Genomic DNA, 14276 nt, shown 5'->3' on the forward strand with positions numbered 1-14276 from the left:
CACTGTCAAGAGTCGAGGCTCACCCCGGACACCACCCCGCCGAACCGCCTCCGGTACGAACCGGAACCCCTCAACTCCCCTGCCAGTGGCGCCGACCGAGGCTGATCAGGCGCAACTGCATCCGGGCGGTGGCGGCGATCCGCTCGACCCTCCCGGGATCCGACCCCGGCACCTCCGGCGCCTCCGACGCTTCCGGCACTTCCGACGCTTCCGACGCCTCAAGCGCCTCCAGGAAGGCGGCGGCCGTGGACACCATGTGGTCCACGTACAGCTCGGCGAGCATCCTCAACTCCGGCGCACCCCAGCCCGGCAGGGCCGGCTGCAGCGCCAGCGCCTCACCGACCTCGGCGGCGAACCGGCCGAGCTCGGCGTCGATGGCCTCGCGCACCTGCCGTACGCCGCCGTGCCGCTCGCGCGCCAGGAACCGTACGTGCGGGCGGTGTTCGCGCACGTGCCGCTCGATGACCGTCACCGCGCGGTCGATCATCTCCTCGGCGCCGCCGGACTCGGCGAGCACCGAGCGGATCATCCCGTGCAGGCTGGCCAGCGACTCCTCGACCAGGGCGACGCCGAGCGCGGCCAGGTCGGGGAAGTGGCGGTAGAAGGCGGCCGGGGAGAGCCCGGCCTCGCGGGTGACCTCGCGCACGCCCAGGCTCGCCAGGTTCTGATCGGCCAGCAGGTGCAGGCCCGCGTCCATCAGGGCGCGGCGGCTCTGCTGCTTCTGGGCCTGCCTGGCCCCCACGGTGTGACTCACGCCATTCAGTAAACAGTCGTTTGCCGAACTTCGCCAGCGGGCGTACAGTGAGGACCGAACTCAGTGAACACTTGTCAACCGAAACCGGCGGCCACCGACCGCCGGATCGGCACCGGCACCCCCGGAGGAGTCAGCCGTGATCCTGTTCTCCGCCCTCGTCGCCATGGGCGTCCTGATCGGCGCCGCCGCGCACACCTCGCTCCCGGTCTTCCTCACCGCCTCCGCCGCCATCACCGCCTGGCTGCTCGCCTTCGGCGCCCGCGAGGGCATCGCCCGCCTGCGCCGCCACTGAGCCCGCAGCCGAGCCCGCCGCCACTCAGCCCGCAGCCACTCAGCCCGCCGCCGAGAGGACTCCCGCCATGAGCACCGTCACCGCACCCCACAGCGTCACCGCACCCCAGGCCCGCCCCGACGCCGCCGAGGCCGACGGCCTGGCCGTCGCCTCCTTCCTGCTCGGCCTGCCCGGGCTGCTCCTGTTCAACATCGTCCTGGGCCCGCTCGCCATCACCCTGGGCACCCTCGCCCTCGTCCGCGGCACCCGCCGACGCGCCCGGGCCGCGCTCGGGCTGGCGCTCGGCGTCGCCTCCCTGGCGATCCTGGCCGTCACCACCCTCACCTCGCACGGCGTGCTGATGGACTTCGGCTCCTAGGCGGCTCCTAGGCGGCTCCTAAGGGCCCACCGCTTCATCGGAGTTCACGCCCGCGAACCGTACGCGTCGTAGGGTGGCGGTGAGAGAGCCTGGTGACCACAGGGGGCGGCAGTGACGACCGAGCACCACAGAGACACCACGCCGGCGGACGGCGGCGGGCGGCTGCTCGCGGTGAGCGACCTGCACATCTCGTACCAGGAGAACCGCGACCTGGTCGAGAAGCTCCAGCCCGGCCACCCCGATGACTGGCTGATCGTCGCCGGGGACGTCGCCGAGCACTCCGCCAGCATCGAATGGGCCCTGGGCCTGCTCGCCGAGCGCTTCGCCCGCGTCATCTGGGCGCCCGGCAACCACGAGCTGTGGACCCACCCCGAGGACGCCGTACAGCTGCGCGGGGTCGCCCGCTACGAGCACCTGGTGGAGCTCTGCCGCCGCCTGGGCGTCCTCACCCCGGAGGACCCGTACCCGGTGTGGACCGGCCCCGGCGGGCCCGTGCGCGTCGCGCCGCTGTTCCTGCTGTACGACTACTCCTTCCGCGCGCCCGGCACCACCACCAAGGAGGAGTCGCTGGCCGCCGCGTACGAGAGCGGCATCGTCTGCGCGGACGAGCGGATGCTCCACCCCGACCCGTACCCCGACCGGGACTCCTGGTGCCGCGAGCGCGTCCGCCTCACCGAGGAGCGCCTCGCGGCCTGCGACCCGTCCGTCCCCCTGGTGCTGGTCAACCACTACCCGCTGGTGCGCACCCCCACCGAGATCCTCTGGTACCCGGAGTTCGCCCAGTGGTGCGGCACCGAGCTGACCGCCGACTGGCACCTGCGCTTCCCCGTCGCCACGATGATCTACGGCCATCTGCACATCCCGCGCCGGACGGTCTACGACGGGGTGCCCTTCGAGGAGGTCTCCCTCGGCTACCCGCGCGAGTGGCGCAAGCGCGGGCTGCCCGATCCGCTGCTGCGCGAGGTCTTCCCGGGGGCCTGACACGACCGCACCCCCCGCCGATGACGGCGGGGGGTGCGCGACCTCACGGGCTCAGGCGTTCGCCTCCTCGAAGCTCGCCGAGGGCTCGGGCCGGGCCAGGGTGACGGTCAGCTCGCCGTCGCTCACGTCCGCGATCAGGGTGTCGCCCGCGCGGACGGTGCCGTCCAGCAGCAGGTTGGAGATCCGGTTGTCCAGCTCCGACTGGATCGTGCGGCGCAGCGGCCGGGCGCCGAACTCCGGCTGGTAGCCGCGGTTGACGAGGAGCTCCTTGGCCGCCTCGGTGACCTCCAGTTCCACGCCCTGGGCGCGCAGCCGGCGCCGGCTGCGCTCCAGCAGCAGGTCGACGACGGAGAGCAGGTCCTTGCGGGTGAGGCCGTGGAAGACGATCACCTCGTCGATCCGGTTGAGGAACTCGGGCCGGAACTGCAGGCGCAGGTCCCGCATCAGGTCGTCGCGCAGTGCTTCATCAGGAGCTCCGCTCCGGGCGTCCACGTTCCCCACGCGGTCGAGGATGCGCTGCGAGCCGATGTTGCTGGTCATGATCACCACAGTGTTGCGGAAGTCGACCGTACGCCCCTGGGAGTCGGTCAGCCGCCCGTCGTCCAGCACCTGGAGCAGCAGGTTGAAGACGTCCGGGTGCGCCTTCTCCACCTCGTCGAAGAGCAGCACGCTGTACGGCTTGCGGCGCACGGCCTCGGTGAGCTGCCCGGCCTCCTCGTAGCCGACGTAGCCGGGCGGGGAGCCGACCAGCCGGGAGACGGTGTGCTTCTCCTGGAACTCGCTCATGTCGAAGCGGATCATCCGGTCCGGGTCGCCGAAGAGCAACGCGGCCAGGGCCTTGGCGAGTTCGGTCTTGCCGACGCCGGTCGGGCCGAGGAAGAGGAAGGATCCGGTCGGGCGGTCCGGGTCCCCCATGCCGGCGCGGCCCCGGCGCACGGCCTGGGCGACGGCGGTCACGGCCTCGTCCTGGCCGATCACCTTCTCGTGCAGGTGGGCCTCCAGGTTGAGCAGCCGCTCCTTCTCCGTCGCGTTCAGCTCCGCGACGGGGATGCCCGTCCGGGAGGAGAGCACCTGGGCGATGTCGTCCGCGGTGACGTCCACGACCTCCTCGCGGGACTCGGCGATGGCCGCCAACTCGTCCTCGGTCTGCCGTAGTTCGGTCTTGAGGTTGGCGGCGCGGACGAACTCCTCGTCGGCGACGGCCTCGTCCAGCTCGCGCTTGAGCTTGGTGATGCGGTCGTGGACGCCGCTCGCCTCGGTGGAGCCGCTCAGGCTGCGCAGCCGCACCCGGGCGCCGGCCTGGTCGAGCAGGTCGATCGCCTTGTCGGGCAGGAAGCGGTCGCTGACGTAGCGGTCGGAGAGCGTCGCTGCGGCGTCCAACGCCTCGTCACTGAAACGGACTTGGTGGTGCGCCTCGTACGCGTCGCGCAGGCCCTGGAGGATCTCGATGGTCTCCTCCACGCTCGGCTCGGGCACCAGCACCGGCTGGAAGCGGCGCTCCAGCGCGGCGTCCTTCTCCACGTGCCTGCGGTACTCGTCCAGGGTGGTCGCGCCGACCACGCTCAACTCGCCCCGGGCCAGGGCGGGTTTGAGGATGTTCCCGGCGTCCATCGAGCCCTCGCCGCCACCGCCCGCGCCGACCACGGTGTGCAGCTCGTCCAGGAAGAGGATCACGCTCTTCTCGGCGGCGGTGACCTCGTCGATCACGTTCTTGAGCCGCTCCTCGAACTCGCCCCGGTACTTGGAGCCGGCGACCAGCGCGGTGAGGTCGAGGGAGACGACCCGCTTGTCCTTGAGGCTCTGCGGCACGTCCCCGGAGACGATGCGCTGCGCCAGGCCCTCGACGATCGCGGTCTTGCCGACGCCGGGCTCGCCGATCAGCACCGGGTTGTTCTTGGTGCGGCGGGAGAGGATCTCGACGGTCTGCTCGATCTCCTCGGCCCGGCCGACCACCGGGTCCAGCCGGCCCGAACGCGCCTCCTCGGTGAGGTCGCGGCCGTACTCGTCCAGGGTCGGGGTCTCGCTCGGGCGCGCGCCCGTGCTGCTGCGCTCCCCGCCGACGCCCCGGCCGTCCAGCACCGTCTTCAGCGCCTCCTGCGAGGGCGCCGCGTTGCGCAGCGCGGCGCCGCCGCCGGAGCGCTCCTGGTCCAGCAGCGCGCCGAGGAGGTGCTCGGGGCCGATGTACGAGGCGCCGGCGGCCTGGGAGCGGGCGTGGGCGGCCAGCAGGGCGCGCTTGGCCGCCGGGGTGAGGGCGGGCTGCCCCTCCACCTCGCCCGGGCCGGTCGGCAGGGCCTGCTCGAGGTCTCCGCCGAGCTGGTCCGGGTCGATGCCCGCGCGCTCCAGCATCCGGCGCGAGGGCTCCACCCGGGTGGCCGCCCAGGCCAGGTGGGCGGTGTCCAGGTCGTTGGTGCCGTCCTCGGCGGCGCGCTGCGCGGCCAGCGCCAGCAGTTCCTGCGAGGACTCGCTGAGCAGCCGCCCGATCGGCACCCTCTGCACGGCGGGCGGGGAGGCCATCGGGCTCATCCCGAAGAACCGGCTGAGCAGGTCGGAGAACGGATCGTTCGATCCGAACGGGGGCATGGTCACGGCGATTCACCTCTCCCAAGCGGTTTGCTGCCACACAAACACAGGGCCGTGGCGGCCGCCTGTCGAGCGGGCGGTCGACCCACCCCGGGCTCAGCCCGTGAGGCTGTCCAGCAGCACGCCGCCGCTGTACGTGACGGCCATCGCCAGCAGCCCGCCCAGGACGTTGCGCAGCACCGCCCGCCCCGCGCCCGCGCCGCCCAGACGGGCGCTGGCCCAGCCGGAGAGGGTCAGCGCGGCGACCACGGCGGCCACCGTCGCGGGCAGCCGCCACGACTCGGGCGGCAGCAGCACCGCCAGCAGGGGCACCACCGCGCCCAGGGTGAACGCGGCGGCGCTGGCCAGGGCCGCCTCCCAGGGGTTGGTCAACGCCTGTGGGTCGATGCCGAGTTCGCTCTGCGCGTGGGCGGCGAGCGCGTCCCGCTCGGTGAGCGCCACGGCGACCTCGCGGGCCAGCGGATCGCCCAGGCCACTGCCCCGGTAGTAGTCGGTCAGCTCGTCGAGCTCCCCCTCCGGGTCCTCCGCCAGCTCACGCCGCTCCTTGGCCAGCGCGGCCCGCTCGGTGTCCCGCTGGGTACTGACGGAGACGTACTCGCCCGCGGCCATCGACATCGCCCCGGCCAGCAGCCCGGCCACCCCCGCCGCCAGCAGCGCGGTACGCGAGCCCGCGGCGCCGGCCACGCCCGTCACGATGCCCGCGGTCGACACCACACCGTCGTTGGCGCCCAGCACGGCCGCCCGCAGCCAGTTCAGCCGCGACGCCAGCTGCGCCCGGGACTCCCCCGTCCGCTCGGCCATCGCGCGCTCCTCGGGGTCGGCCGGATCCTCCCGATCCTCGCCCGAGGGCCTCACGGCCGCCAGCCGGACTGCCGCGGGGGGCAGGCCCGATCGGGCTAGTTCATACCGAGCGCCCTTTGCAGGTCCTCCGGCTCGCGGTACAGCAGGCCGGTCATGCCGAGGGCGCGGGCGGCCTCGACGTTCTCCTCGCGGTCGTCGACGAACAGGCAGCGCTGCGCCGGGACGCCTGCGCGTTCGGCGGCGAGCTCGTAGATCCGCCGGTCGGGCTTGGCGCAGCCCACCTCCGAGCTGTTCACCACGGCGTCCGCGAGGTCGGTCAGGCCCATCAGCGCCAGGTCCTCGTCCAGCCAGCGCGTGGCATTGGTGACCAGCACCACCGGGCCGTGCTCCCGTGCCCGGCGCAGCAGGTCCACCACGGCCGCGTCCGCCCGGAACGGCGAGTCGGCGAACGCCCGGGCCAGCCGCCGCGCCCGCTCGCCGTCCACGCCCGGTTCCAGGCCGCGCGCGATGGAGTCCACCCACTGCGCCTTGGTGATCCGCCCCAGCAGGAGCGGCAGGTCGACCTCGGGCGCGAACCCGGCCGCCGCCGTGCTGCCCTCGGGCAGGCCCGCCTCCCGCTCCAGCTCCGCCACCCCCGTCCCGTCGAAGAACCGGATCACGCCGTCCACGTCACACAGCACCGCATCGAATTCCCTGGTCACCGCCCCTTCGTACCACCACCGCGGGGCCCGCGCGGCGTCGGGGTGGCGGGCGGATGTTCGAGACGGCCACCGTCGTGGGAACCATGGCAGTTGATGAACCGTCACTCCGGGAGCGAGGACCCACCGAACATGACAGGAGGGAGCCGGGAATGCTGCCCGAGGAACTGAGCGCGCTGGCTGCGGCCACGGCGACGGGGATCGTCCAGGCCGCCGGGACGGACCTGTGGTCGGCCGTACGGGAGCGGGTGGCCCGGCTGTGGCGCCGGGGGCGGGCGGGGGCCGAGCAGGAGGACCGGGCCGAGCGGGCCACGCGGGAGCGGCTGGAGGAGACCGGCCGGGAGCTGGCCGCCGCCGAGGACCGGGCCGCCGCCGACGGGCACTGGCAGGACCGGTGGAGGACCAGGCTGCAGGACTTCCTGGAGGACCTCCCGGCGGAGGAACAGGACGCCGCCGTCCGCGAGTTGAAGGCGATGCTCGCGGAGACGGAGACGGGCGGGCAGCCCTCCCCCGGGGTGCGGGCCGACCACGGCGGTGTGGCCGCCGGGGGGAACATCCACAACGAGCGCGGTGTGATCGCCGGAAGCATCGAGGGCGACGTCACGATCGGGGGCGGCGGGCGCCCGGACGACGACCGCGCGGGCACCGACCGCCCTACGCCGCCGGGGCCGGCCCCGCGCTGACCGGTTCCGGAGACGAGCACGACCCCGCCGGACCGGCGGGCCAGGCGCATTCCGGTACCTCCCCGGGCCACACCGTCAGCCCCGGCGGGGACATCTCCGTCGACGGCGGCGTGGTCGCGGGCAGCGTCGGCAGCCTCCACCTGCACGGACTCGCCGCGCCCACGGCCTCCGGCCGTCCCGTCCAGCTCGGCACCGTCCCCGCGCCCGCCGACTGCTACCGCCACCGCCCGTCCGTGGACGGGCGCCTGGGGCAGGGCGGTTCGGCCCTGCTGAGCGGCCCGGCCGGCACCGGCAAGACGCAGGCGGCCGCCCACCACGTCCATCTCGCCCTGCAAGCGGGCGAGTTGGACCTCGTCCTGTGGATCGACGCCTCCAGCCGGGCCGCCATCCTGCGCGCCTACGCCCTCGCGGTCGGGCGCCTGGGCGAGCACGCCCCCGCCGAGGAGGCGCCCGACCGCCTGCTGGCCTGGCTCAACACCACCGACCGCCGCTGGATGGTGGTCTTCGACGGCCTGACCTCCGCCGGGGACCTCGCCGAACTGCGCCCGGCCCCCTCCGCCACCGGCCGGGTGCTCGTCACCACCCGCAGCGGTTCCCAGCGGCTGCGCATGCGCCGCCAGAGCCACGTGCCGGTGGGCCACTTCACCGCCGCCGAGGCCCTCGGCTTCCTGGGCGACCGCCTCGCCGTCCACGATCTCCACGCCCCCGCGGCGGAGTTGGGCACCCTCGCCGAGGGCGAGGAGGGCCACCCCGGGCGGCTGAGCGCGCTCGCCGACCGGCTGGTCGACCTGGCCGCCGCGCCGCCGCCGCACCCGTACGGGCTGCGCCTCGGCCCGGCAGGCCGGGCGCTCAGGGGCCACCCGGGCCGCCCTTCCGCCTCCGACTGCCCGCTGTGCGCGCCGCCGAGCGCGGCCGGTACCGCCGTCGCGCTGCGGTACGCGCCCGAGGACGTGGTCTGGGCCCGCTGGGTGGACGCCGTCCTGACCCGGGCGGGGCTCCGCACCGTCGCCGAGCCCTCCGACGCACCCGACACCAGCACCGGCGGCCCCCACGGCGGGGCCCCGGACCGGACCGTCCTGCTCGTCTCCCCCGCCTCCCTGCGCTCGCCCAGGCCCGCCCTCGCCCCCGCCACCGGCCTCGTGGTGGTGGCGAGGATCGACGGCGTCTCCCCGCTCGCCGCCCACCGCGAGCACCCGGGCGTCCCCCTGACCGGCCCGGACGGCGCCCGCGCCGCCGCCGCGCTGCTCGACGCCCTCGGCGGCGCCCCGCACCCGCCCGACCTCACCGGACTGCGCTGGCCCGGCTCGGGCGCCGCGCACTTCAAGGTCCCGCTGCGCTACCCCGCCTTCACCGGCCGGCGCGAGGTCCTGGACCACCTGCACCGCCGGCTCGGCGGCGGCGTGGCCGCCGTCGTGCCCAGCTCGCAGAGCCTCGTCGGGCTCGGCGGGATCGGCAAGACCCAGATCGCGCTGGAGTACGCGCACCGGTTCAAGGCCGAGTACGACCTGATCTGGTGGATCGACGCCGAGCAGCCCGAGCTGATCCCCGCCGCGCTGGCCAACGTCGCCCGCGAACTGCGGCTGCCCGTCGGGGACTCCGTCACGGAGGCCTCCGACGCCGCCCTCGCGGCCCTGCGGCGCGGGGACCCGGCCGAGCGCTGGCTGCTGGTCTTCGACAACGCCGACGCGCCCGCCGACATCGAGCCCTTCCTGCCCGGCGGCTCCGGGCACGTCCTGGTCACCTCCCGCAACCCCGGCTGGACCTCGATGGCCGAAGCCTTCGCGGTGGACGTGTTCACCCGCCGGGAGAGCGTCGAGCACCTGTGCCGGCGCGCCCCGAGCCTGACCGCCCTGGACGCCGACCGCGTCGCGGACGAGCTCGGCGACCTCCCGCTCGCCGTCGAGGTCGCCGCCGCCTGGCTGAACGCCACCGGCATGCCCGTCGACGACTACCTGGTGCAGCTGCGCATCGCCGCCTCCCGGGTCCTGCTCCTGGACCGCCCCATCGGGCACCCGGCCTCCGTCGCCACCACCTGGAGCGTCTCCATCACCCGGCTGCGCACCGAGGCCCCGGCGGCGGCCAGGCTGCTGCAGCTGTGCGCGTTCTTCGCCCCCGAGCCCATCGCGATGCGGCTGCTCTACAACGAGCCGATGATCGAGGCACTCGCCCGCTACGACGAGCGCATCGACGGCCTGCTCGCCGTCGCCGAGGCGATCCGGGCGATCGGCCGCTACTCGCTCGCCCGGGTCGACGCCGCCCGCCGGACCGTCCAGCTGCACCGGCTCGTCCAGGCCGTCATCCGCTCCGAGATGACGGAGGCCGAACAGCGCGCCGCCCGGCACGACGTCCACCTCGTCCTGGCCGGGGCCCGGCCCGCCGACGGCGACGACGCCGGCCCCGCCGCCTGGCCGGTCGTCGAGGAGATCTGGCCGCACCTGGGCGCCTCCGGCGTCGAGACCTGCGACCTCCCCGAGCCCCGCCAGCTGATGATCGACCGGGTGCGCTACCTGTGGCGCCGCGGCGACCACCGCCACGGCGACGAGCTCAGCTCCACGCTGCTGCCCGTCTGGGCCGGACGGCTCGGCGAGGACGACCCGCAGCACCTGCGGCTGCGCTTCCAGCGCGCCAACATCCTGCGCTCCCTGGGCCGTCACGGCGAAGCCCTGGCCCTGGACGAGGCCGTGCTCGCCGGCCAGCGGGCCGTCCTCGGCGAGCACCACCGGCACACCCTGATGACGGCCGGCTCCCTCGCCGCCGACCTCCGCTGCCTCGGCCGCTTCGAGGACGCGCTCGCCCTGGACCTCGACACCTACGGCCGGTTCCGGCGGCTCTTCGGCGACCGCAACGACCGCACCCTCGCCATGGGCCACAACCTGGCCATCGACTACCGGCTCGTCGGGGACAGCCGGGCCGCCCTCGACCTCGACCGGACCACCCTGGAGGGGCGCATCGCCGTCCTCGGCCCGCTGCACCCGTGGACGCTCGTCACCAAGTACTGCGTGGCCAGGGACCTCAGGGACCTCGGCGACTTCCCCACCTCGATCGAGCTCCTGCGGGAGTCCGGCGAGGGCTTCGACGGCATCCAGGACCCGGAACTGCCCGAGAACCTGCGCAACGCCTCCTCCCTCGCCGTCTCCCTGCGCCGCGTCGGCCGGCTGGAGGAGGCCCGCGCCACCAACGCCGTCACGTACGAGCGGCTCCTGCGCCGCTACGGCGACCACGCGCCCGACACCCTGATCTGCGCGATCAACCTCGCCGCCGACCACAGCGCCGCCGGGGACAACGAGGCCGCCCGCGCCCTCACCGTCCGGGTGCAGGCGGCCCACCACCGCCTCTTCGGCCCCGACCACCCCTTCTCCCTCCTGTGCGCCGCCAACCTCGCCCTCTACCTGCGCACCAGCGGCGAGGCCCGGGAGGCCGTCGAACGCGGCGAGGAGGTGGTCACCGCCCTGCGCGAACGCGTCGGCGCCGGGCACCCGCTCACCCTCAAGGCGATGATCAACCTCGCCAACGCCCACAACGACGTCGGCCGCCACAGCGACGCCCTCGCCCTGCAACGCCAGGCCGCCACCGCCCTGCACACCCGCTACGGCCCCGACCACCCCGACGCCCTCGTCTGCACCGCCAACCTCGCCCTCACCCTCCACGCCCTCGGCCACCCCGACGACGCGTCCGCGCTGCACACCCGCGCCCTCGCCGACCTCACCCGGTGCCTGGGCCCCGACCACCCCGACACCCTCACCGCCCGCGCCCACCGCCCGATCGACCGCGACCTCGAATCCCAGCCCGTCTGAGAATCCCAGCCCGTCCGAGAATCCCGGCCCGTCCGAGAATCCCGGCCCGCCCGAATTCTCCGTTCCCGACCGATTCGCATTCCTCCGGCCTAAGGTGACACGAAGTCAGCGAAAGCCGAAGATTCCCTCGGGGGGAACACCGTGGCACGAACGAGAACGAATACCCACCTGCTGTCCGCGATATTCGCCGCCCTCCTGGCCGTACTCCAGCTCCTCACCGCGACACCCTCCCTCGCCGCCGGCACCGGCCCGGCGGCGGACATCGCCTCCCGGCTCGCCCGGGTGCCCGGCCTGACCGTCCGGGAGCAGCGGGCGGTGGACGGCGGAGGCCGGCAGTACCTGATGGAGTTCCGGCAGTGGGTCGACCACACCGACCACGCGAAGGGGACGTTCCAGCAGCGGCTCAACCTGGTGCACCGCTCGCTCGCGGCGCCGACGGTGCTCTACTCCACCGGGTACGAGCTCGACGAGACGCCGGCGCGCAGCGAGCCCGCCACGCTGCTCGACGGCAACGAACTGAAGATCGAGCACCGGTTCTTCGCCTCCTCGACCCCGTCCCCGCCCGACTGGGGCACGCTCACCGTCCGGCAGTCGGCGGACGACTACCACGCCGTGGTCTCCGCCCTGAAGCGCCTGTACCGGGGCCCGTGGATCGGCACGGGCTGGAGCAAGGGCGGCATGGCCTCCGTCTACCACCGGCGCTTCCATCCGCAGGACCTGGCCGGCACGGTCGCCTACGTGGCGCCGCACGACCTCGACCCCTCCGACAACGGCGCCTACGACCGGTTCCTGGCCACCGTCGGCGAGCCGGTGTGCCGGGCGGGCGTGGAGCGGGTGAGCCGCCAACTGCTCCAGCACCGAGGCGAGTTGGGCGCCCGCCTGGACGCCTGGGCGAAGGCCGGGTCGTTCACCTTCAGCCGCACGTTCACCACCACCGACCGGGCGGTGGAGTACCTGGCCATGGAGTCCGTGTTCTCGTACTGGATGCTGTGGGGCGACGCCCGGTGCGGCCTGGTGCCCGTGCCGGAGGCCACCGTCGACACCCTGTGGGGCTGGCTGAACTTCAGCCTCGACGGGCTCGAGGGGTACACCGACCAGCGGATCTCGGCGCACGCCGCGTACTACTACCAGGCGGCCACCCAACTCGGCAGCCCGGCGCCCTCCTTCGCCTGGCTCGCCGACCTGCGCCGCTACCCGGACGTGAACCGGGTCCGCGCCTTCCTGCCGCCCGAGCTGCGGGACCGGCCCTTCGACGCCGGCGCGATGCGCGACGTCCAGGGCTGGATCGACCACGACGGCGAGCGGCTGGTGTTCGTCTACGGGCAGCAGGACCCGTGGGGCGCCGAGCGGTTCGCGGTGGGCCCCCGCACCCGGGACTCGGCCGTGTTCACCGCTCCCGGCGCGACCCACGGCACCGCCTCGCTGGCCGCGCTGACGGCGGGGGACGCGGCCCGGGCCAAGGGGATGCTGGCCCGCTGGGGCGGCCGGGCCCCGAGCCCGTGAAATACCGCGTTAACACGCGGTCAGGCGCCGGTCGATTGTCAAAAGCGGAATATGGCGCACATCTCAACTGCCTTTGCGAGGGCACTGTTCCATTGATTCGAGTGCGTTCGTCGACTTAGCTGTGGGTGTCCGGCAGCAGCATTACTCGTCCCTTTTTCCTTCGAAAGGAACAGCATCATGTCTGCAACCACCACCGCCGTCGCCGACCCGTTCGTGCTCGACGTCAAGGTCACCGCCCAGGGCGAGAGCGCGGCCGAGCCGTGGCCGACCGCCACCTGCCTCGGCTGCACCAGCCGTTGCCCCTCGGTGAAGGCCACCTGCACCGTGCTCAGCTGTGTGACGCAGTGCCCCATCGGCTGCTGATCCACCGATGAAGTTGGTGCCGGCCGTCCCCGGGGGCGGCCGGCACCCGCGTTTGACGTCCGGAACACGCACCAGAGAACGGGTGGCCATGTCGAACCTCCGCAGCCTCACAACTCCCCCCGACCTGTCCGCGGTGGCGCACGAGCGGGCCGTCCTGGTCGGCGAACGCCTCTCCCAGGAGGCCCTGGTCGCCGCATCGGTGGAGCGGGCCGCCGCCGAGGCCCGCAACCCCTTCGAGTGGGGCGGAGCGTCGCTCGGCAAGGGGTACACCGGCGTGGCCCTGCTCCAACTCGCCCTGGCCAGGCACCCGCTGGGCGCGCAGGACGACTGGCTCGCCCGGGCGCAGGGCGTTCTCGGCGGGGCGGTCGCCAGCACCCACACCCATCCGCTCACCACCACCTCGCTGCTGCTGGGCAGTTCGGGCCTGGCCCTGGCCGTCGAGGAGTTCCGGCGGTACGACGAGCGCTACGCGCCCAGCGCCCGGCGGCTGTGGCAGCAGGTGGCCGAGCAGGTCCGCGGCCACAACTGGCCTCCGCGCGAACGCGGTTACGCCGCCACCGACTACGACGTGATCTCCGGCGCGGCCGGCGTGCTCGGCGCCCTGGTCTCCGCCCCCGAGGCGCTCGCCGAACACCCGGAGGCCGTCGACCTGCTGGTGCGCTACCTCCTGGAGGCGGTCGGCGGCCCGGAGGCGGACCTCGCCTGCCGCGTCCCGCCCGAGCTGTTCCCGCTGGAGGAGTACCGCGAGCAGTACCCCTTCGGCTACTACAACACCGGGCTCTCCCACGGCATCCCCGGCATCCTGTCCGCGCTCGCCGCCGCCCACCGGGCCGGGTGCGAGACCCCCGGGATCCGCGCCGCACTGGGCCGGCTGGCGCAGCGGCTGCTCGACTGGTCGACGTCGGACGGCTTCGGGCCCGACTGGCCCGCCGGGATACCGCTCACCGAAGGCGGCGCGGCGGACCCGGCGGCGGCCGTACCCACCCGCACCGCCTGGTGCTACGGCACCCCCGGGGTCGCCGTCGCCCTGTTCCAGGCCGGCACCGCCCTGGGCGACGGCACGCTGCGGTCGGCGGCCGCCGACGCCCACCGGGCCGCCGTCGCCCGGGCCCTGGACGCGCCCGGGGCCCTCTCCTCGCCGACGCTCTGCCACGGCACGGCGGGCCTGCTCTGCACGGCCGCCTTCTTCGCCGAGCAGACGGAGCAGAACGACGGCGGCCCAGGCGACGGCGGCCGGGACGACGACGGCCGGGACGACGTCCACCGGCTCACCGAACGGCTGCTCACCCAGTGCGACCCGGAGCACCCCCTGGTCGTCCGGGACGAGGAGTCGACGGGCAACTTCGTCGACGACCCGAGCTTCCTGACCGGCGCCGCCGGGGTGGGCCTGGCCCTGCTGACCGCCGCCGGCGGCGGCCGTCAGCTCTGGTGGAACGGCCTGATGCTCCATGGCTGAGGAACGAGGAAGG

At 74.2% G+C, this 14276-nt stretch carries 12 protein-coding genes; 8 read left to right on the forward strand and 4 right to left on the reverse strand.

Translation table 11 applies throughout. The features are described 5' to 3' along the window. Positions 1 to 70: 70 nt before the first annotated feature. The gene (locus tag ACIBCA_RS24550; RefSeq protein ID WP_396285126.1) at positions 71 to 754 is read right to left on the reverse strand and encodes a TetR family transcriptional regulator; all 684 of its coding nucleotides are present in this window, start codon (positions 752 to 754) and stop codon (positions 71 to 73) included. Between the two features lie 136 nt (positions 755 to 890). Here ACIBCA_RS24550 and ACIBCA_RS24555 point away from each other — a divergent pair, with 136 nt between their 5' ends. From ACIBCA_RS24555 to ACIBCA_RS24565, 3 genes are all read left to right on the forward strand, one after another. Further along, complete coding sequence (locus ACIBCA_RS24555; protein ID WP_396285127.1) at positions 891 to 1046, forward strand: hypothetical protein; 156 nt, start codon at positions 891 to 893, stop codon at positions 1044 to 1046. A gap of 67 nt (positions 1047 to 1113) precedes the next feature. After that, positions 1114 to 1404 carry a DUF4190 domain-containing protein gene (locus ACIBCA_RS24560; RefSeq protein ID WP_396285128.1) on the forward strand — a complete coding sequence of 97 codons (291 nt, stop codon included), beginning with the start codon at positions 1114 to 1116 and terminating at the stop codon, positions 1402 to 1404. A gap of 111 nt (positions 1405 to 1515) precedes the next feature. Further along, positions 1516 to 2385, forward strand: a complete 870-nt coding sequence (locus ACIBCA_RS24565; RefSeq protein ID WP_396285129.1) for a metallophosphoesterase family protein — start codon at positions 1516 to 1518, stop codon at positions 2383 to 2385. Between the two features lie 51 nt (positions 2386 to 2436). Here the strand turns inward: ACIBCA_RS24565 and ACIBCA_RS24570 are convergent, their stop codons facing one another. The 3 genes from ACIBCA_RS24570 to ACIBCA_RS24580 form a co-directional block, all read right to left on the reverse strand. After that, complete coding sequence (locus ACIBCA_RS24570; RefSeq protein WP_396285282.1) at positions 2437 to 4965, reverse strand: ATP-dependent Clp protease ATP-binding subunit; 2529 nt, start codon at positions 4963 to 4965, stop codon at positions 2437 to 2439. A gap of 96 nt (positions 4966 to 5061) precedes the next feature. Then, a complete protein-coding gene (locus ACIBCA_RS24575; RefSeq protein ID WP_031074511.1) occupies positions 5062 to 5766 on the reverse strand; it encodes a VIT family protein in 705 nt (234 codons plus the stop codon). A 95-nt stretch (positions 5767 to 5861) separates the two neighbouring features. Beyond that, positions 5862 to 6467, reverse strand: coding sequence for an HAD family hydrolase (locus ACIBCA_RS24580; RefSeq protein WP_396285130.1), 606 nt, complete (start codon positions 6465 to 6467; stop codon positions 5862 to 5864). 149 nt (positions 6468 to 6616) lie between these two features. Between ACIBCA_RS24580 and ACIBCA_RS24585 the strand changes: the two genes are divergently transcribed. From ACIBCA_RS24585 to ACIBCA_RS24605, 5 genes are all read left to right on the forward strand, one after another. Continuing rightward, entirely contained in the window at positions 6617 to 7147 is a 531-nt protein-coding gene (locus tag ACIBCA_RS24585; protein ID WP_396285131.1) for a hypothetical protein, read from the forward strand. A 110-nt stretch (positions 7148 to 7257) separates the two neighbouring features. Then, a complete protein-coding gene (fxsT, locus tag ACIBCA_RS24590; protein WP_396285132.1) occupies positions 7258 to 10941 on the forward strand; it encodes an FxSxx-COOH system tetratricopeptide repeat protein in 3684 nt (1227 codons plus the stop codon). Positions 10942 to 11082: 141 nt separating this feature from the next. Then, a complete protein-coding gene (locus ACIBCA_RS24595; protein WP_396285133.1) occupies positions 11083 to 12444 on the forward strand; it encodes a S28 family serine protease in 1362 nt (453 codons plus the stop codon). Positions 12445 to 12621: 177 nt separating this feature from the next. Then, positions 12622 to 12807, forward strand: coding sequence for a hypothetical protein (locus tag ACIBCA_RS24600; RefSeq protein ID WP_396285134.1), 186 nt, complete (start codon positions 12622 to 12624; stop codon positions 12805 to 12807). An 88-nt stretch (positions 12808 to 12895) separates the two neighbouring features. Then, entirely contained in the window at positions 12896 to 14263 is a 1368-nt protein-coding gene (locus tag ACIBCA_RS24605) for a lanthionine synthetase C family protein (RefSeq protein ID WP_396285135.1), read from the forward strand. Positions 14264 to 14276 lie beyond the last annotated feature (13 nt).

Origin of the sequence: Kitasatospora sp. NPDC051170 (assembly GCF_044455705.1) — a bacterium.
Taxonomy (GTDB): domain Bacteria; phylum Actinomycetota; class Actinomycetes; order Streptomycetales; family Streptomycetaceae; genus Kitasatospora.